At 74.9% G+C, this 17,236-nt stretch carries 18 protein-coding genes; 2 read left to right on the top strand and 16 right to left on the bottom strand.

What is annotated here, in order from left to right:
• The first annotated feature begins 191 nt into the window (after positions 1-191).
• A complete protein-coding gene (gene nhaA / locus OG702_RS34400) occupies positions 192-2,099 on the top strand; it encodes a Na+/H+ antiporter NhaA (RefSeq protein WP_442814676.1) in 1,908 nt (635 codons plus the stop codon).
• 25 nt (positions 2,100-2,124) lie between these two features.
• On the opposite strand, the gene OG702_RS34395 is transcribed toward nhaA, so the two are convergent.
• The 10 genes from OG702_RS34395 to OG702_RS34350 all read right to left on the bottom strand — a co-directional run bounded on the left by OG702_RS34395 (position 2,125) and on the right by OG702_RS34350 (position 9,886).
• Entirely contained in the window at positions 2,125-2,355 is a 231-nt protein-coding gene (locus OG702_RS34395; protein WP_327292880.1) for a DUF6296 family protein, read from the bottom strand.
• 99 nt (positions 2,356-2,454) lie between these two features.
• The gene (locus OG702_RS34390; protein WP_327292879.1) at positions 2,455-3,090 is read right to left on the bottom strand and encodes a response regulator transcription factor; all 636 of its coding nucleotides are present in this window, start codon (positions 3,088-3,090) and stop codon (positions 2,455-2,457) included.
• Positions 3,087-4,454 carry a sensor histidine kinase gene (locus OG702_RS34385; protein ID WP_327292878.1) on the bottom strand — a complete coding sequence of 456 codons (1,368 nt, stop codon included), beginning with the start codon at positions 4,452-4,454 and terminating at the stop codon, positions 3,087-3,089. Before OG702_RS34385 ends, OG702_RS34390 begins: the two co-directional genes overlap by 4 nt.
• Positions 4,455-4,461: 7 nt before the next feature.
• Positions 4,462-5,223 carry an ABC transporter permease gene (locus OG702_RS34380; protein ID WP_327292877.1) on the bottom strand — a complete coding sequence of 254 codons (762 nt, stop codon included), beginning with the start codon at positions 5,221-5,223 and terminating at the stop codon, positions 4,462-4,464.
• A 41-nt stretch (positions 5,224-5,264) separates the two neighbouring features.
• The gene (locus tag OG702_RS34375) at positions 5,265-6,197 is read right to left on the bottom strand and encodes an ABC transporter ATP-binding protein (RefSeq protein WP_327292876.1); all 933 of its coding nucleotides are present in this window, start codon (positions 6,195-6,197) and stop codon (positions 5,265-5,267) included.
• Positions 6,198-6,395: 198 nt separating this feature from the next.
• The gene (locus tag OG702_RS34370; protein ID WP_327292875.1) at positions 6,396-7,142 is read right to left on the bottom strand and encodes a cobalt-precorrin-6A reductase; all 747 of its coding nucleotides are present in this window, start codon (positions 7,140-7,142) and stop codon (positions 6,396-6,398) included.
• Complete coding sequence (gene cobF / locus OG702_RS34365; RefSeq protein ID WP_327292874.1) at positions 7,139-7,975, bottom strand: precorrin-6A synthase (deacetylating); 837 nt, start codon at positions 7,973-7,975, stop codon at positions 7,139-7,141. Before cobF ends, OG702_RS34370 begins: the two co-directional genes overlap by 4 nt.
• Before the next feature lie 49 nt (positions 7,976-8,024).
• The gene (locus tag OG702_RS34360; protein WP_327292873.1) at positions 8,025-8,780 is read right to left on the bottom strand and encodes a (2Fe-2S)-binding protein; all 756 of its coding nucleotides are present in this window, start codon (positions 8,778-8,780) and stop codon (positions 8,025-8,027) included.
• Entirely contained in the window at positions 8,777-9,637 is an 861-nt protein-coding gene (locus OG702_RS34355) for a CbtA family protein (protein WP_327292872.1), read from the bottom strand. The genes OG702_RS34360 and OG702_RS34355 overlap by 4 nt, the downstream gene beginning before the upstream one ends.
• Positions 9,638-9,670: 33 nt before the next feature.
• On the bottom strand, positions 9,671-9,886 hold the full coding sequence (locus OG702_RS34350) for a CbtB domain-containing protein (RefSeq protein ID WP_442814675.1): 216 nt from the start codon (positions 9,884-9,886) through the stop codon (positions 9,671-9,673).
• 507 nt (positions 9,887-10,393) lie between these two features.
• Between OG702_RS34350 and OG702_RS34345 the strand changes: the two genes are divergently transcribed.
• Positions 10,394-11,464 carry a HoxN/HupN/NixA family nickel/cobalt transporter gene (locus tag OG702_RS34345; RefSeq protein WP_442814760.1) on the top strand — a complete coding sequence of 357 codons (1,071 nt, stop codon included), beginning with the start codon at positions 10,394-10,396 and terminating at the stop codon, positions 11,462-11,464.
• Positions 11,465-11,529: 65 nt separating this feature from the next.
• Here OG702_RS34345 and OG702_RS34340 read toward each other — a convergent pair whose 3' ends face one another.
• The 6 genes from OG702_RS34340 to OG702_RS34315 all read right to left on the bottom strand — a co-directional run bounded on the left by OG702_RS34340 (position 11,530) and on the right by OG702_RS34315 (position 17,132).
• Positions 11,530-12,351 (bottom strand): putative protein N(5)-glutamine methyltransferase, encoded by an 822-nt coding sequence (locus OG702_RS34340; protein WP_327292870.1) that lies wholly within the window; start codon positions 12,349-12,351, stop codon positions 11,530-11,532.
• A gap of 240 nt (positions 12,352-12,591) precedes the next feature.
• Entirely contained in the window at positions 12,592-13,119 is a 528-nt protein-coding gene (locus OG702_RS34335) for a hypothetical protein (RefSeq protein WP_327292869.1), read from the bottom strand.
• A complete protein-coding gene (locus OG702_RS34330) occupies positions 13,116-14,444 on the bottom strand; it encodes a DUF58 domain-containing protein (RefSeq protein WP_327292868.1) in 1,329 nt (442 codons plus the stop codon). The genes OG702_RS34335 and OG702_RS34330 overlap by 4 nt, the downstream gene beginning before the upstream one ends.
• On the bottom strand, positions 14,441-15,448 hold the full coding sequence (locus OG702_RS34325) for an AAA family ATPase (protein ID WP_327292867.1): 1,008 nt from the start codon (positions 15,446-15,448) through the stop codon (positions 14,441-14,443). Before OG702_RS34325 ends, OG702_RS34330 begins: the two co-directional genes overlap by 4 nt.
• Positions 15,445-16,065: a hypothetical protein gene (locus OG702_RS34320; protein WP_327292866.1), complete on the bottom strand. Its 621-nt coding sequence runs from the start codon at positions 16,063-16,065 to the stop codon at positions 15,445-15,447. Before OG702_RS34320 ends, OG702_RS34325 begins: the two co-directional genes overlap by 4 nt.
• Entirely contained in the window at positions 16,062-17,132 is a 1,071-nt protein-coding gene (locus tag OG702_RS34315) for a DUF4129 domain-containing protein (protein ID WP_327292865.1), read from the bottom strand. Before OG702_RS34315 ends, OG702_RS34320 begins: the two co-directional genes overlap by 4 nt.
• Between the last annotated feature and the right edge of the window lie 104 nt (positions 17,133-17,236).

Raw genomic sequence — 17,236 nt, 5'->3', positions numbered from 1 at the left:
GGTACGTACGGCGTTCCCCCGCTGTTCAGCCGGGGGCCCGTCCGGTGCTCCGGCGGCGGCCGGGAGGTGGCCGTCCGGGCGACAGCGGCGCGCACCGGGCGGAAGTGAACGTGTCCACGAACCGGTTCGACGCGCCGCACGGGGTCGGCTCGTGCCAGGGTGGCGCTCATACACCGAGTACGGGAGGTTGGATGTTCCGGGGCTTCAGTACGCCCTTGACGGGTCAGACCGAGCGGGACAGTTCCGGGGTCTCGTCGCCGTGGGCGTACATCCGGACCGAGACCGGCAGTGCGGCCGTGCTGCTGGCCGCGACGCTGGCCGCGCTGGCGTGGGTGAACATCGGGCCGGGCAGCTACGTCATGGTCTGGGACACCACCCATCTGTCGGTGCGGCTCGGGTCGCACGGGATCAACATGGACCTGCGGGAGTGGGTGAACAGCGGACTGATGACGCTGTTCTTCCTGGTCGTGGGGCTTGAGGCACGCCGTGAGTTCGACCTGGGCGAGCTGCGTGACCGGCGGCGGATCCCGCTGCCGCTGCTGGCCGGGATCAGCGGGATGGTGGTCCCGGTGGCGATCTACCTGGCGCTGAACTCGGGCCGCTCCTCCGGGCACGGCTGGGGCGCCGCGATGTCGACCGACACCGCCTTCGCGCTGGGCATGCTGGCGCTGCTCGGGTCGCGCTTCCCGCGGCGGCTGCACACCTTCATCCTCACCGTGGCGGTGGTCGACGACTTCGTGGCGCTCGTGGTGATCGCGGTCGCCTACAGCGAGGACCTGAGGTGGACGCCGCTGCTGATCGGCGTCGGGGTGCTGCTGCTGGTGGGGGTGCTGCGCTGGACCGGGACGCGGCGCGGGCCGCTCTACGCCCTGGTGGGGATCGTCGCCTGGGTGGCGTTCCTGAAGTCCGGGGTGGATCCGGTGGTGGTGGGCCTGATCATGGGCCTGCTGTCGTACGCCTACCCGGCGTCGCGGGACGCGCTGGAGCGGGCCAGCGGGCTCTTCCGGTCCTTCCGCGAGCAGCCGACCCCGGAACTGGAGCGGGAGGCGAGGCAGGGCATCGCCTCGGCGCTGTCGCCCAACGACCGCCTGCAGCGGCTGTTCCACCCGTGGAGCAGCTACGTGATCGTGCCGCTGTTCGCGCTGGCCAACGCCGGCATCCAGATCAACGGGTCGCTGCTCGCCAGCGCCTTCACCTCGCGGATCACGCTGGGCATCCTGCTCGCCTACGCGCTCGGCAAGCCGATCGGGATCGTCACGGCCTCGGTGCTCGCCACCCGGCTCAGCGGCGGCCGGATGCGGCCGCCGGTGGGCTGGGGGGCGGTGACCGGCGGCGGCACCATCGCCGGGATCGGCTTCACGGTCTCGCTGCTGATCGCGACGCTGGCCTTCCACGGGCGCGAGCTGGACATGGCGAAGATCGGTGTGCTCACCGCGGTGGTCTGGGCGATGGTCTCCACCTCCCTGGTGGCGCTGATCACCTCCCGGCTGCCGAAGGAGCTCAGGGCGCGGGCGCTGCTGGGCACCGCCGAGGCGGTCGTCGACCTCGCCGAGCCGGTGGACCCCGAGCACGACCACTTGCGGGGGCCGATGAACGCGCCGGTGACGGTGGTGGAGTACGGCGACTTCGAGTGCCCCTACTGCGGCCAGGCGGAAGACGTGGTGCGCGAGCTGCTCTCCGACTTCGGCGACGTCCGCTACGTGTGGCGGCACCTGCCGCTGACCGACGTGCACCCGCACGCCCAGCTCGCCGCGGAGGCCTCCGAGGTCGCCGGACTCCAGGGGGCCTTCTGGGAGATGCACGACCGGCTCTTCGAGCACCAGGACAAACTGCAGGTCAAGGATCTGCTGGCGTACGCGAAGGACCTCTCGCTCGACGTGGGCGCCTTCCACGAGGCGCTGCGTGGCCGCAAGGGCGCGCCCAGGGTGGAGCGCGACGTGGAGTCGGCGGATCTGAGCGGGGTGTCCGGCACGCCGACCTTCTTCATCAACGGGCGGCGGCACCACGGGGCGTACGACATCCAGAGTTTGTCGGCGGCGGTGATCGCCGCACGCGACCGCGCGGTGCTGATCGACGGGGCGGACCCCGGCACCCGGTGATGCCGGGGTCCGCCGCGTCCGGGTCTCAGCGCGGGACGCAGCGCACGGACAGCGGGGTGTCCGGTGACTGGTGGCCGCCGCTGGCGACCATGCGGACCTCGCCGTCCGCGCTGATCTCGGCGCGGACGATGCCGGTCTCGTCCTGGTAGATGGGGTAGCCGCCGGCGCCTGCCTGGTCGGTGCGGTGCACCAGTACCGCGTCGTCCTCGACGGCGGCCGCGTGGAACACCAGCTCGTATGTTTCGGGATAGTCCATGACTGCCTCCCGGCCTGGGCTGCTGCCGGTCCCCCTCATCATCCCCCGGGTACGGCGCGGGCGCCTGTCAGGGGATCCGCGGGCCCGGCGGGGCGGCCGTCAGCCCAGCAGGCCCGCCTTGTACGCGGCGGCCACCGCGGCGGCGCGGTCGCGTACGCCGAGCTTGGCGTACAGGTGCAGCAGGTGGGTCTTGACGGTCGCCTCGCTGATGAACAGCCGGCGGGCCGCCTCCTTGTTGGTGGTGCCCGCGGCGACCAGGCGGAGGACCTCCAGCTCGCGGTCGGTGGGGGTCGTCTCGGGCGCGGCGGGGGCCGGGGTGCGGACGTGCCCGAGGATCCTGCTGGCCACGGTCGGGGCCAGGACGGCCTCGCCGCGGTGGGCGGCGTGCACCGCGCGGACCAGTTCCTCGCGGGGCGCGTCCTTGAGCAGATAGCCGGTCGCACCCGCCTCGATCGCGGGCAGCACGTCGGCGTCGGTGTCGTAGGTGGTCAGGACCAGCACGCGGATCGCGGGCGCCCGCCCGGCCAGCAGCCGGATCGCCTCGACGCCGCCCATCCGCGGCATCCGCAGGTCCATCAGCACGACGTCCACCGCCAGCGCCACGGCCCGGTCGACGCCCTCGGCGCCGTCGGCGGCCTCCCCGGCGACGGTGAAGCCCGGGTCGCCGTCGAAGACGCCGCGCAGGCCGTCGCGGACGACGGGGTGGTCATCGACGATGAGCAGGCGAATGGTCACGCGCCATTGTCCCCTGCGGCTCGGGCCGGGAAGCCGGTCGGGGCCGCCGTTCCCGCGCCGCCCGCGGCGGCCGGGTCCACGGCCGCTCCCGCGGGTCCCCGCGGGGCCGGCGCCGGTCCGCAGGCGGCGGTCGCCGCTGTGACCGCGGGGACGCTGGCGCTCAGTGCGGTGCCCTCGCCCGGGCCGCTCTCGATCTCCAGCCTCCCGCCGACCTGGCGCAGCCGCTGCCGCATGGCGGTGAGGCCGTAGCTGTCCCGGCCGGGGGCGGCCTCGAAGCCGGCGCCGTCGTCCAGCACGTCGAGCATCACCACCTCGTGGGTGTAGGAGAGCGTCAGCCCGGCGCGGGAGGCGGCCGCGTGCTTGGCGATGTTGGCCAGGCCCTCCTGCGCGGTGCGGAAGAGCACCACCTCCACCGGCGGCGGCAGCGGCACGGGGTTGCCGGTGACCTCGACCCTGACCTTTACGCCCGAGGTCTGCGACCAGCGCCGTGCCAGGTCGTCCAGGGCGCCCGGCAGGTGCGGCGCCTCGTCCAGCGGCCCCGGACGCAGCGCCTGCACCGAGCGGCGGGCCTCGGCCAGGCTGTCCCTGGCCAGCGCCCTGGCCAGTTCGCGGTGCCTGGCGCGGCGGGCGGGGTCGGCGTCGAAGCGCTCGGCGGCCTCCAGTTGGGTGACGATGCCGGTCAGGCCCTGGGCGATGGTGTCGTGGATCTCGCCGGCCATCCGCTGCCGCTCGTCGAGGATCCCGGCCTCGCGGGCCTGGGTGACCAGCTGGGCGTGCAGTCCGGCGTTCTCCTGCATCGTCTCGCGCAGCCGCCGGTTGGCCTCGGCGAGCTCGTCGATCATCTCGGCGCGCCGCCTGCTGCGCTGGTCCTCCTCGATGCCCTGGAAGGTGATGACCCCGGCGAAGACCACGTTCACCACCATCAGGCCCGCGTAGACCCCGATGGTGCCGCCGTGCAGATTGCCGACGCCGCCGACCTGGGTGGTGGCCATCAGCGCGGCGTTGACCGTGATGGCCGGCGCCCACAGCACCCGCGGCAGCAGCGCCACCTGGAGGTAGCCGGTGAAACCGAAGAAGCCGAAGAACGGGCTGAGGACGATCAGCGCGGCGATCAGGACCAGCAGGCCGGCGACGAACACGATCGCCCGGCCGCGCTGCCGCACCGGGGCGGGGTAGGGCAGGTCCACGAAGCGCAGCCACAGCGCGGCCGCCGCGGACAGCCCGCACGCCGTCGCCCCGAAGGCCGCCGTGCGGGGTCCGAGCGTGAGCGCCAGCACCAGGGAGACCGCCAGCCCGATGTAGGGCAGGTAGTGCTGGAGTTGCTGGAACCGGTCATCGGGCGCGTCGCCGTCTCCCACTTTCACCCGCCCATCATTCCCAACGGAACAGCCGGGCGGCCAGCAGACCGCCGAGGACGGTGTACGCGGCGAGCACCGCCAGGTGCTGCCACAGGGCGCCCCGGCCGTCCCAGGCAGCCATCACGGCGCCGAAGGGGACGTACAGGCTGACCTGTTGCAGGACGTGCGGCAGTTCGGCAAGCGGCACGTACAGGCCGCTGAAGAAGAAGTTCAGCACCATCAGCGGCACGCCCATGCCGCTGGCGGCGGCCGAGGTGCGGGCGAGCGCCGAGACGACCAGGCCGAGGGCCAGCACGGCGGTGCTGCCGAGCAGGAAGGAGGCGACGACCGCGCCGGGGTTCGCCGGCGCCTTGACGTGGTAGGCCAGGCTGCCGACGGCGGTGACCGCGCCGACCCCGGCCGCGGTGAGGACGGCGATGACGGCCAGCAGCGCGGCGAGCATTCCGGCGGCGGGGACCGGGCTGACCGACAGCCGCCGCAGGAAGCCCTTCTCCCGGTGGTCCGCCATGGTCATGGGCAGCGCCGTGCAGGCCAGGAACAGCGGCACCATGGCGGCGATGGTGGGCACGTAGACGTCGAGGACGCTTCTGCCGCCGAGCCCGTCGGCGGTGTTCCGGAAACCCGGGATGCTGCCGAAGGCGATCAGCAGCACCGGCGGGAAGGCGAGCCAGATCAGGGCGGCCGGTGCGCGCAGCAGCAGCCTGGCCTGGGTGGCGGTCAGGGTGCGGAAGCCGTGGGCGGTCATCCGGGCGGGGGGTGTGACGAAGGTGGTCATGGCATCTCCTCTACGGAGTCGGGTGGTGGGTGGGCGGCCGGTCAGCGGGCGTGGGCGGGACCTTCGGCCGGCGGGTGCGGCCGGCCGGTCAGGGCGATGAAGGCGTCGTCCAGGGTGGCCTGGTCGACCCGCAGGTCGGCGGCGATGACCTGACGCCTGGCCAGCAGCGAGGTGACGGCGCCGACCAGGTTGCCGGTGCCGGTGAGCTCGATCTGCGGGCCGTGCCAGGTCAGCGTGCTGACCTCGGGCAGCGCCCGCAGCCCGCCCTCGTCCAGCGGGCCTGAGGGGCGAAAGCGCATCCGCTGCTCCTGCCCGGCCCGCCCGACCAGGGCCGCTGGGGTGTCGACGGCGACGAGCCGTCCGGAGTCGATCAGCGCGACCCGGTCGCACAGCCGCTCGGCCTCCTCCATGAAGTGGGTGACCAGCACGACGGTGACGCCCTCGTCGCGGATCTGCTCCACCAGCTCCCAGGTGGCGCGCCGGGCGTGCGGGTCGAGGCCGGTGGTGAGCTCGTCGAGGACCACCACCCGGGGGCGGCCGACCATGGCCAGCGCGATGGCCAGGCGCTGCTTCTGGCCGCCGGACAGGCTCTTGTGCCGGGCGCGGGCCCTGTCGGCCAGGCCGAGCCTGTCGAGCAGTGCGGGGACGTCGGCGGGGGCGGGGTGGAAGGACGCGAAGAGGTCGAGCGCCTCGCGCACCCGCAGCTTGTCCGGCAGCCCGCTCTCCTGCAGTTGGACGCCCATCCGGCGGCGCAGCGCGGCGCGGTCGGCGCGCGGATCGAGGCCGAGGACCCGCACCCGGCCGCCGTCGGCCGGCCGCAGCCCGGCCAGGCACTCCACCGTGGTGGTCTTCCCCGCGCCGTTCGGGCCGAGGATGCCGAAGATCTCGCCGTCGCCGACCGTGAACGACACGTCGTGCACCGCCACTTCGTCGCCGTAGCTCTTGTGCAGGTGCTCGACCTCGATGACCGCCATAGCCGTGGCCCTTTCCGGTGTCCTCGTGGCGGCGCCCCGCCGCCATGGACCGAGAATCCCGCGTGCGGGCCGGCGCGCGGATCGACCACCGGGGTGCGGTGCGGCGGCGGGCCGGTGGATACCGGGGTCAACCGATCGGTTGACCCCTTCCGCCGAAAGGCGGCGTTCCGTACGGCCCTTGGGCGTGCGGCGGGCGTGTCAGCGCAGCGCGCGCAGCCACCGCACGGCGGCGGCCGGGGTGGTGACAGTGGAGACGCCGGGGGCCGGGGCCGGGGGCGGGCGGCGGACGATCAGGACGGGCAGCGCGGCCTCGCGCGCCGCGGTGAGCTTGGCGGCGGTGTCCTGGCCGCCGCTGTCCTTGGTGACCAGGACGTCGACACGGTGCTCGCGGAGCAGCGCGCGCTCGGCGTCGAGGGTGAAGGGGCCGCGGTCGAGCAGGACCCGGAGCCGTGCGGGCAGCGGCGGGTCCGGCGGGGTGACGGAGCGGGCCAGGAAGTCCAGCGGGAGTCCGGCGAAGGCCGCGAGGTCCTGCCGGCCGGTGGTGAGGAACGGGCGCTGTCCGAGCGCCGGAAGCAGGGCCGCGGCCTCGGCGAGGCTGTCCGCCCAGTGCCAGCGGTCCCCCACCCCCGCGCTCCAGCCCGGCCGCCGCAGCGCCAGCAGCGGTACGCCGGTGGCCAGGGCCGCCTGCGCCGCGTGGGCGCTGATCGCCGCGGCGAAGGGGTGGGTGGCGTCGACGACGGCGTCGGCCCGCTGGTCGCGCAGCCACCCGGCGAGCCCCGCGGCGCCGCCGAACCCGCCGGTTCTGACCTGCCCGGCGAGCGGCCCGGGCTGCGGGGTGCGCCCGGCGAGCGACGTCGTCACGGCCAGCCCCGGGTCGCCGTCAAGCAGGCCCGCGAGGACGCGGGCCTCGGCCGTCCCGCCGAGGACCAGCACCCGCCGCGTCACGGCGGGTCGCCGCCCGCCATGGGAGGCGGGGAGGTCGCGGCGTCCGGCGCGGCCGGGGTTGCCGGCCCGGTCCTGCGCAGCAGGTAGGTGTCCATGATCCAGCCCTTGCGGGCGCGGGCATCGGTCCGCGCCGCCCGGATACGGTCGGCCATCGCCTCGTCCAGCGGGCCGGCCAGCAGGATCTCGTCGGGGGTGCCGAGGTAGGCGCCCCAGAAGATGTGCAGGCCCTGGCCGGCGAGGGCGCCGAAGGCCTGGCGGGCGTCGAGCATCACCACCACGTCGTCCACGCCGTCCGGCAGTCCGCCGGCGTCGGCGAGCCGCCGCCCGGTGGTGATCTGGACCGGGCGGCCCACCTGGTTGAGCCCGGTGCGGTGCCGGGCGGCCAGCGTCGCGACGCTGCTGATGCCGGGCACGACCGTCCAGTCGAAGTCGGCGCCGCCCCGGGCGTGCACGTCCTCCAGGACGGCCAGCGTGCTGTCGTAGAGCGCGGGGTCGCCCCACACCAGGAACGCGCCGCAGCCGTCCTCGGCCAGCTCCTCGGCGATCAGCCGCTGGTAGATGTCGGCGCGGCGGCGCCGCCAGTCGTCCACCGCCGGTGCGTACGCCCCGGTGGCGGCCGTACGGTCCCGGTCGGGGTCGCGGGCGACGACCACCCGGTGCGGGCCGGCCGCGTGGCGTTCGAGGATGTCCTCGCGCAGCCGTACCAGGCCCGCCTTGTCCTCGCCCTTGTCCAGCAGGAAGAAGACGTCGGCGCGGCCCAGGGCGTCGATCGCCTGGAGCGTGAGCTGCCGGGGGTCGCCCGCGCCGATGCCGATGACGTAGATCTGCCTCACCCGGCGGAGTCTGGCACAGCGTGTCCGGCGCCCTGGACGGCAGCCCCGCTCACGCGGTCGCACCGTGCAGGACGCAGTCACCGCACAGGGCGCCCGCCCGGCCGGGCGCGGCGCGGTAGATCAGGCAGCAGCTGCGCCGCCGGAAGGCGCCCGCCGGCGTACGGCCGCGCTGCGGGCGCAGCGGCGGCCGTTCCAGCAGCAGGGCGGTGAAGGCCCTTGCCCGGGCGGCCAGTTCGGGCCGGGCGGCGCCCAGCGCGGTCGCCGCGCCGTTGACGGCGGAGGCGGTGTTGCCCAGCAGGATGTGCGGGGAGACACCCGACGCGCCGAAGAGGCCGGCCAGTTCGGCGAGCGGGCCGTCGAGTACCCGCCGGGCGACGGCGTCGGCGAGCCGGCCGGCCGAGGGCGCCGCAGCGGGCGGGAGCAATGCGTCGTCCGGCAGCGAGAGCGGTACCGGGCCGCCGAGCGCGGGCTGCCAGCGGACCGCGCCCAGGTCGCAGCCGAGCACCCGCCCGTGCAGGACCGCGGCGGCCAGCGCGGGCGACACCAGCCGCGCGGCCAGGCCGAGATGGGCGACCGAGGCGGCCACCCGCGGCTCGACCGCTTCCGGCGGCTGCCCGCCGGCCGCGGCCAGATACGCCCTGACGCCGGCGGCGCGCTCGGCGAGCAGCGGCCCCGTCAGCGGTTGCCACGGCCCGGCGGGGGGTGCGCCGGCCGGGTGGGTGGCGACGGCGAAGAACGGACCGAGCGCGGTGATCTCCTCGATCACCGCGCCCGGTCCGGCCGTTCGGTGCGGCTGGTGCGTCACGCCGGTACGGGCGCCGCCCCTCGTGCGGTGGCGCCGTCGGTCCTGGGCTGCAGCAGGCGCTCGGCCAGCGGCGCGAAGACCAGGCCGATCGCCGACCAGAGCAGCAGTTGGGCGGCGACGGAGTAGGAGCGGAAGGAGAACAGCACGTCGGCCGGGAAGCCCGGGTAGACGATGCGCCCGTCGGTGTCGGTGAGCGGCAGCGGCGTCTCGGACGCGTGATTGCCGAAGTGCTCCTTGTTGTAGGCCAGATGACCCAGCGGGGGCAGGATCGCCATCACCACGCCGATGGCGACGACGAAGGCGGCGGCCGCCAGCAGGGTGGCGTTCCAGTTGCCGAACCTGGGTTGCAGCCGCCTGCCCAGCCAGGCCGCGCCGATCAGGAAGGCCACCGAGCACACCACCATGAGCAGGTAGAGGCCGCTGCGGGCCCTGATGGTGTCCTCATGGCCGATGGCCGGCGGGTTGGCCGGGTACTTCAGGAACGGCACCAGGTACATGCCGAGGAATCCGCCGCCCGCGACCAGCAGGGCCAGGCTGCGGGGCCGCAACCCGCCGACCCGGCCGAGGCAGATCGCGTAGGCGACGGCGAACAGCGCCCCCATCGCCATCCCGAAGACGATCATGCCGACGCCGATCCCGACGTCGGCCTGCACGGTGCGGCTGAACAGGTCGGGGTCGGCCGCCGCGGCCGGCAGCCCGCCGGCCTTGTCCAGCGCGGCCTGTGCGGCGTCCCGGCCGCTCTCGTAGTCGATCGCCCGGCCGATCTGCGGTTCTGCGAAGACCCGGGCGAAGAGGAAGGCGAGCAGCCCGGCGGCTGCGCCGGCCAGGATGCCGCGCAGGATGAGTTTCTTTTCCATGTCGAGTTGTCCGTACGTCCGGTTCCGGCGGTGTCAGTGGCAGGGGAAACCGAGGAAGTGGCGGGCGTCGTGGACGAACTCGTGGATGTGCATGTCCTTGCCGAAGACCGAGACGGCGCCCTGGTCGACACCGACGAAGTAGTAGGCGGCGAGCGCGAATATCGCCGTGCCGACCAGCCACAGCACGGCCTTCGAGACCGGCAGGACGACCGGCGTGGCCGTGGGGCGGGGTGCGGAAATGCTGCTCAAGGTGAGCCCTCCTTAGGGGATCGTGCGTCCCTCTTCCATGGGCGTCGTGATGAGCGGCTGTCTGACTCCCCGTATCGCCTGTTGCGGCGGCGGGATCACAGTGGCGCGACCGTGCTGGAATTCCACCAGCTTCCCCACATCATCACTACGCCTGGAGCGTAGGGCTCCGCTCTGCGGTGCGTCAATCAGGCCGGGCGGCGCCGGCCGCGCGTCTCCGGCCGTTCGCCGGCCGGTGACCGGCGGCCCGCTGGGGCGTGATTCGCGCTCCCGGCGCAGCGCGGGCGCGGTCGGGCACCGGGGCGCACGGCGGCCGCTGCCGACGCGCGCACCGCGCTGACCTCGGGCGGGTGTGAGCGGAGCGGCACGGGGGGAGGCTATTGCGAGTCATTCGCAACAAGTAGTCTGTTGCGGGAAGTGCCCAGCCGCTCCGACGGAGGACGCCGTATGACCACCACCACCGAGGCCGCCGTCCCCGCGGGGTCCCGCTGGCGCCGGATAGGCGGTTCGATGACGCGGGCGGAATGGACCCGGCTGGGCGGGATGGCCGCGTTCATCGTGGCTCTGCACGTCATCGGGTGGTTCACCCTGGTGGCGATCGTGGCGCCCGAGCACTACAGCCTGGGCACCAAGTCCTTCGGCATCGGTATCGGGGTGACCGCGTACACGCTGGGCATGCGGCACGCGTTCGACGCCGACCACATCGCGGCGATCGACAACACCACCCGCAAGCTGATGCACGAGGGCAAGCGTCCGCTGTCGGTGGGCTTCTGGTTCTCGCTCGGCCATTCCAGCATCGTCTTCGGGCTGGCCTTCCTGCTGTCGCTGGGCGTCAGGTCGCTGGCCGACCCGGTGGAGAACGACGGCTCGCAACTGCACAGCGTCACCGGCTGGGTGGGCACCACCGTCTCGGGCGCCTTCCTCTACATCATCGCCTTCCTCAACCTGCTGATCCTGGCCGGGATCTGGAAGGTCTTCCGGCAGATGCGCGGCGGCCACTACGACGAGGCCGCTCTCGAAGAGCACCTGAACAACCGGGGGTTCATGAACCGGCTGCTCGGCCGGGTGATGAAGTCGATCACCAAGCCGTGGCAGATGTACCCGCTGGGCCTGCTGTTCGGCCTCGGCTTCGACACCGCCACCGAGATCGCGCTGCTGGTGCTCGCCGGGTCCGGCGCCGCCTCCGGGCTGCCGTGGTACGCGATCCTGTGCCTGCCGGTGCTGTTCGCGGCGGGGATGTGCCTGCTGGACACCATCGACGGCTCGTTCATGAACTTCGCCTACGAGTGGGCCTTCTCCAAGCCGGTCCGCAAGGTCTACTACAACCTGACCATCACCGGCCTGTCGGTCGCGGTCGCGTTCATCATCGGCACCGTCGAACTCGTCGGCCTGCTCAGCGAGAAGGCAGGGCTGCACGGGGCGTTCTGGGACTGGGTGGCCGGGCTCGACCTCAACATCGTCGGCTACGTCATCGTGGGGCTGTTCTTCCTCACCTGGGCGGTGGCGATGACCGTCTGGAAGGTCGGCAACATCGAGGAGAAGTGGACGGCCGGCCTGCGGCCGGCCGAGCAGCAGGACTGAGCCGCCGGAACCGGCCGCCGCCCCGCCCGCTGCGCGGACCGGGGCGACGGCACGTCACCGGGCGGCTACCGCGGCCGGGTGCCGATGACGACGGTCGCCCCGAGGTCGTCGTCGGTGGCGACGCGCGGCCGCAGGCCGCCGCCGGCCAGGATGCCGGCGGCGGTGCGCGCCTGCCGCTCACCGGCCTCCACCAGCAGCGAGCCGCCGGGGGCGAGCCAGCCGGCGGCACTGGCCGCGACCCGGCGCATCACGTCGAGGCCGTCGTGGCCCCCGTCGAGAGCCATCAGCGCCTCGTGGTCGCGTGCCTCGGGCGGCAGCAGGCCGACGGCGGAGCTGGGCACGTACGGCACGTTGGCGGCCAGCAGGTCGACCGTGCCGCGCAGTTCGGCGGGCAGCGCGGCGAAGAGGTCGCCGCAGTGGACCCGCCCGCCGGCGGGGGCGAGGTTGCGGGCCGCGCAGGCGACGGCCGCCGGGTCGAGGTCGGCGGCGTGCAGCCGCGTACGCCCCAGGGCCGCGGCCAGCGCCGCGCCGACCGCGCCGGAGCCGCAGCACAGGTCGAGCACGACGACCTCGTGGCCCTCGCCGGCGGCCGCCCGGCCGAGCGCGACCGCCTCGCGCACCAGGAGTTCGGTACGCCTGCGGGGCACGAAGACCCCCGGGTCGACGGCGATCCGCAGGCCGCAGAACTCGGCCCAGCCGACGACGTGTTCCAGCGGCAGCCCGCCGGCCCGGCGGGCGACCATCGCCGCCAGCTCGTCCGGTGTGGTGGCGGTGGCCAGGATGATCCGCGCCTCGTCCTCGGCGAAGACGCAGCCCGCGGCCCGCAGTCGGGCGACGACGCCGGGGTGCGGTGCGGATTCGGGCAACGGTGTGACGGAGTCCGACATGTGAACCTCTCGGGAAGCCGGTAGGCGCTCCCCGGCTCCGGTCAGGAGGCCGCAGGCCTCGCGGGGCCGCACGGCGGGAGCGCCCGGTACGTACTGCTGGGAATCGGTCCCACCTCCTCGGCTGGTCGCGGTGTACTGCCGGTCGGCGCTCAACCTACCCCACCCCGGTGCCACGGCCGGCACGCCCTGCACGCGAACACCGTCGGGGATCGGGCCCAAGGGGGCCCGGGCCCGCAGTGCTCAGGGGGCGCGCCGGAGGGCCAGGGCCACGGCGGCGGCGGTGGCCGCGAGGGCCAGGGCGGCGGGGAGGCGGGACCAGGACGTGTGGGCGACCGGGGCGGTGGCCGCCGCGAAGACCACCGCGGCCGCCGCGGCGGCGGCCACCGCGGGGGTGGCGCGGTCCGTCCCCGGAGGGGTCGTCGCGCCCATCGTCCAGCCGTCGGTGACCAGTAGATAGGCCACCAGCAGGCCGACGACGCAGGCCGCCACCCACACCGCGGGACCGGTCATCGCGGCCAGCACGACGGCTCCGGCGGGCAGCAGCGTGTTGCGCCGGTGCGCCGCCACCGCGCCCCACCGCATCGAGCTGAGCACCGGGCGAGCGTCGACCATCGGCGCGGCCCACCAGGCGGCGCCGGCCGCGGCCAGGCCGAGGGCCCAGCCGATGAGCGGCCCGTCCAGGGTGCGCGGCGGATTGCAGGCGGCGACGGCCAGCGCCACCCCGAGGATGCGGGCGGTCAGCCGGTGGGCGTCCATCGCGCGGCTCATCGGCGTCCTCCGTGGATCCGGGTGCGCAGCAGCGGCGCGAGTGCCAGGTCGAGGGTCTCGCCCGGCCGGTGGGTGACGACGGCGACACCGCGCTCGGTCAGCGCGAAGCGCATGGCGTCGCGGTCGGCGCGCCACAGCCGCAGGGCGAGTTCCGCGGTGCGGTCGCCCGGTTCGACCGCCGGGTCCCCGGAGGGGATCTCGACCACCACCAGCGGGTTGGTCCGCGACCTGACCTGGTCGAGCACGTCGAGGATGCGCTGGTCGGTCAGCGGCGTGAAGACGTACACCAGCGCGCTCTCCGGCAGCGCGGGCGGCGGCAGCCTGCCGAGGCCCGCGGTCCGGTAGCCGAGGTCCTTGCGGACGTCGAGGACGCTCTCCACGATCCGGTAGAAGTAGCTCTGGCCGCTGCCGGGCTGCAGCCAGCGGGTGGTGCCGCCGATCGAGACCACGCCGATCCGGTCGTGGGTGCGCAGGTAGGCGCGGACCAGGCCGGCCGCCGCGCGGAAGGTCTCGTCCAGCGAGGACGTACGGGTGACCGGGTCGCGGACGTCGGCGAGCACGTCGAGCAGCACGACGGTGTCGGCCGCCCGTTCCGCCGCGAACTGGTGCAGTTGCAGCTCGCCGCGCCGGGTGGTCGCGGGCCAGTGGATGCGGCGCTGCCGCTCGCCGCGTACGTACGGGTGGACGCCGGTGACCTCGACGCCCTCGCCGCGCTGGGCGGAGGTGTGCTCGCCGAGCCGCTGCGGCAGCCGTACCGGGATCGGGGTGACGGCGGTCCCGGTGGGGACCGGGAAGACCGCGACCTCGCCGAGGTCGACGCGCAGGGTGCGGCGGGCGGTGCCGCCGCTGTCGTAGACGTCGAGGTCGACCGTGCCGACCGTCCAGCGGCCCCAGCGCTCGGCGGTGAAGGTCAGCCGGAGGCGCCCGCCGTCGACGTGGAGGTCGTCGAGCCGGACGCCGGGGCCGAGGGTGATCCCCGGGTCCAGCCGCCCCGCGGTGCCGTCGTGCGCGAGCGTGACGGTGGCGGTGACCCGCTCGCCCTCGAAGCAGCGCCGCGGCTGGACGTCGACCGTGGGCGCGAGGTGCTGCGGCCTGCTGCCGGTCGGCAGGGCCAGCGCGAGCAGCGCCAGCGGGGCGGCGGCCGCGGCCAGCAGCCAGGCGTGCCCGGTGACCAGGGCGGCGGCCACCGCGACCGCGGCGACCGTGCCGTAGCGCAGGGTGCGCTCGCCGGCCCGCCAGCCCGGCGGCGGGGCGGGCGGCGGCTCGGTGGGCGCGGCGGTCGCCCCGCCGAGTGCCCGGTCGAGGGCGGCGGGTCGCTCCGTCATGACGCGACGGGGCTGCGGGGCAGGGTCTGCGGCGCGGCCACGGACTGTACGATCTCGGCGATGACGTCGTCGGCGGCGATCTGCCGGACCCACAGTTCGGGCTTGAGGGTCACCCGGTGGGCGAGGGCGGCGACGGCCACGTCCTTGACGTCCTCGGGAGTGGCGTAGTCGCGCAGGTCCAGCACGGCCCGGGCGCGGGCGAGCTGGACCAGTGCCAGGCCGCCGCGCGGCGAGGCGCCTACCTGGATGTGCTGGTGGCCGCGGGTGGCGCCGACCAGCGCGACGACGTAGTCGAGCAGGTCGTCCTCGACCTCGACCTGTTCGACCGCGGCGCGCATCGCCAGCACCTCCTTGGGGCCGCTGAGCGTGCGCAGCACCGCCTCGGGCGCGGCGCGGGCGATCCGGGCGCGCAGCATCCCGGTCTCCTCGGGCGCGGTCAGGTAGCCCATGCGCACCCGGAGCAGGAAGCGGTCGAGCTGGGCCTCGGGCAGCGAGTAGGTGCCCTCGTACTCGATCGGGTTCGCGGTGGCGATGACCACGAAGGGGTCGGGCAGCGGCCGGGTGCTGCCGTCGATGGACACCTGGGACTCGGCCATCGCCTCCAGGAGCGAGGCCTGCGTCTTGGGCGGGGTGCGGTTGATCTCGTCGGCGAGCAGCAGGTGGGTGAAGACCGGTCCCGGCCGGAAGACCATGTCGGCGGTGCGCTGGTCGTAGAAGGGCGCGCCGGTGACGTCGGAGGGCAGCAGGTCGGGGGTGAACTGGATACGCCGGAAGTCCAGGCCCAGCGCGGTGGCGAAGGACCGGGCGAGCAGGGTCTTGCCCAGTCCTGGCAGGTCCTCGATCAGCACGTGCCCGCCGGCCAGGATGCCGAGCATGACCATGTCCAGCGGCCGGGGCTTGCCGACGACGGCGGTGCGGACCTCGGCCAGCACTTCCGCGGCTCGCCCACCGGCCTGCCGCGGGGTGAGGGTGTGGTGCTCGGTGATGTGGTCTTCGCTGGTCACTGCGGGTCCTCACTGTGCCTGGTGGTGGTGCGGAGGCCGGTCGACGGGTCCTTCGCCGCGGGTTCGCCCGGCGGTCGCCCCGGCTCGCCGAGGGGTGGCCCCGCCAGCGCCTCCAGCCGGTCGAGCAGGGCGCGCAGCACCCGCTCCGGGTCGTCGGGGCGGTGCGCGGGCCGGGTCCGCGGGTCGATCCACGGCCACAGGTCGGCGCCGATCAGGGCCTTGGCCCGCTCGGGGCTGCGGTGGAGCTCGACGCCGTGCCGCTCGGCGAGCCGGGCGGCGAACAGCCGCTGCAACTGCGGCCTGAGGGTGGCGACGAAGTGCACGTCGCTGCGCTCACCGATCGACTTGTCGACCACGCGCTGCCACTCGCCGAGGGCGGGCGCCCGGGCGCCGAGCAGCCGCACCGAGCGGCGGAAGCCGCTGTCCTGGGCGCCCGCGCCGGAGACGTATCGGGCGATGCCGAGGCCGGCGACGGTACAGAGGGCGAGCCCGGTGGCCGCGCCCGGCAGCCCCTCGGTGAGCCCGAGCAGGACCACGGCGACGGCGCCGACCGCGGTCAGCAGGGTCAGCGAGTGGCGTACGGAGCCGGGCGCGCCGGGCTCGGGGGGCTCGGTCACCGGCGGACTCCCGCGGTCGGTTGCGTCCCCTGCGCGCCGCCGCCGGGGCCGTCGCCGGGCTGCGGATCGTCCGCCGCCGCGCGCTCGGCGAGCTGCGCGGCGATGGCGTCCAGGGCGGCGGCGGCCCGGTCGCGGTGGGTGCGGTCCATGGGGTGGGTGGAGTAGCGGGCCTCGCGGAACAGCGCGGTCAGGTCGGTGGCGTGCGGGCCGGTCAGCAGGCCGCTGCCGGCGGCGCGCTCCAGCAGGTCCTGCGGGCTGTCGGAGGCGCGGCGGGCGACGCCGGAACGGGCGAGCGAGGTCTCCATGGCGGCATAGCAGGCGATGACGGCGGCGCGGGCGTCGGCGCCGTCGAGCAGCGCGCGGCGGCCGGAGTCGACGGCGTCGGCGAGCACCTCCTCCTCGGCGGGGCGGTACGGGTCCGCGTCCGCCGCCGCGGCGGTGCGCCGCAGCTGGCGCCACAGCCGGTATCCGGCGATGAGCAGGGCGACGACCAGTGCGGCGATGCCGAGCACCACCAGCAGGTGCGGCAGGGTGAGCCGGCCGGCGGAGCTCGGTCCGGTCACGCGGTGCGGCGGGATCGGGCGCTGGGTGTGGGGGAAGAAGTCGTCGCGGGTCTGCACCGGCTGCGGCTCGGCGCCCCCGGCGGGGAAGTGGTGCATGGCGAGCAGCAGGACCGGCACCAGCACCGCGGCGGCGACCAGCGTCACCCGGACCACGTCGGCCAGCCGCTGCTCGAAGGGCGGCAGGCTCTGGTCGTAGCCGAGGCGGGCACGGTAGCGGCTGCTGAGCATCAGCCCGCCGACCAGGCAGGCCACCGCGAGCAGCACGACGACGGCGGTGTTGTCCAGCGGGCCGCCGCTCTCGGCCAGCAGCGATCGGTCGGGGCGCAGCAGCACCGCGGCGAGCGCGGTACCGGCGACGGCGACGACGGCCAGCGCCGTGCCGGCCGCTCCCGCCCGGCCCCGTCCGGCCCGGTCGCGCCCTTGCGCGCCCGTTGCCGGTGGTCCTGCGGTCCCCTGGTGCTCTCCGGCCCCTCGCGGCCCGGCTGTGGCCTCCCGCTCGCCCACCGCCGCCTCCCCTCGTCGCGGTCGGCAGCTTCGCATATGGTCCTGTGGCTGTCAGCAGCGGCCCCGGCGGCGCGGGGCGTTCCGTTTTCCGCGCGGGCCGCGGG

It is taken from the genome of Streptomyces sp. NBC_01198 (assembly GCF_036010485.1).
In the GTDB taxonomy this organism is placed as follows: Bacteria; Actinomycetota; Actinomycetes; order Streptomycetales; family Streptomycetaceae; genus Actinacidiphila.
This window is presented reverse-complemented; position numbering and strand designations above follow the sequence as displayed.

Bases quoted from the DNA above. Each gene is read 5' to 3' on its own strand.
- OG702_RS34380 (WP_327292877.1), bottom strand. From the start codon at position 5,223: ATGACCACCTTCGTCACACCCCCCGCCCGGATGACCGCCCACGGCTTC.
- OG702_RS34345 (WP_442814760.1), top strand. From the start codon at position 10,394: ATGACGCGGGCGGAATGGACCCGGCTGGGCGGGATGGCCGCGTTCATC.
- nhaA (WP_442814676.1), top strand. From the start codon at position 192: ATGTTCCGGGGCTTCAGTACGCCCTTGACGGGTCAGACCGAGCGGGAC.
- OG702_RS34375 (WP_327292876.1), bottom strand. From the start codon at position 6,197: ATGGCGGTCATCGAGGTCGAGCACCTGCACAAGAGCTACGGCGACGAA.
- OG702_RS34355 (WP_327292872.1), bottom strand. From the start codon at position 9,637: ATGGAAAAGAAACTCATCCTGCGCGGCATCCTGGCCGGCGCAGCCGCC.
- OG702_RS34330 (WP_327292868.1), bottom strand. From the start codon at position 14,444: ATGACGGAGCGACCCGCCGCCCTCGACCGGGCACTCGGCGGGGCGACC.
- OG702_RS34340 (WP_327292870.1), bottom strand. From the start codon at position 12,351: ATGTCGGACTCCGTCACACCGTTGCCCGAATCCGCACCGCACCCCGGC.
- OG702_RS34335 (WP_327292869.1), bottom strand. From the start codon at position 13,119: ATGAGCCGCGCGATGGACGCCCACCGGCTGACCGCCCGCATCCTCGGG.
- OG702_RS34395 (WP_327292880.1), bottom strand. From the start codon at position 2,355: ATGGACTATCCCGAAACATACGAGCTGGTGTTCCACGCGGCCGCCGTC.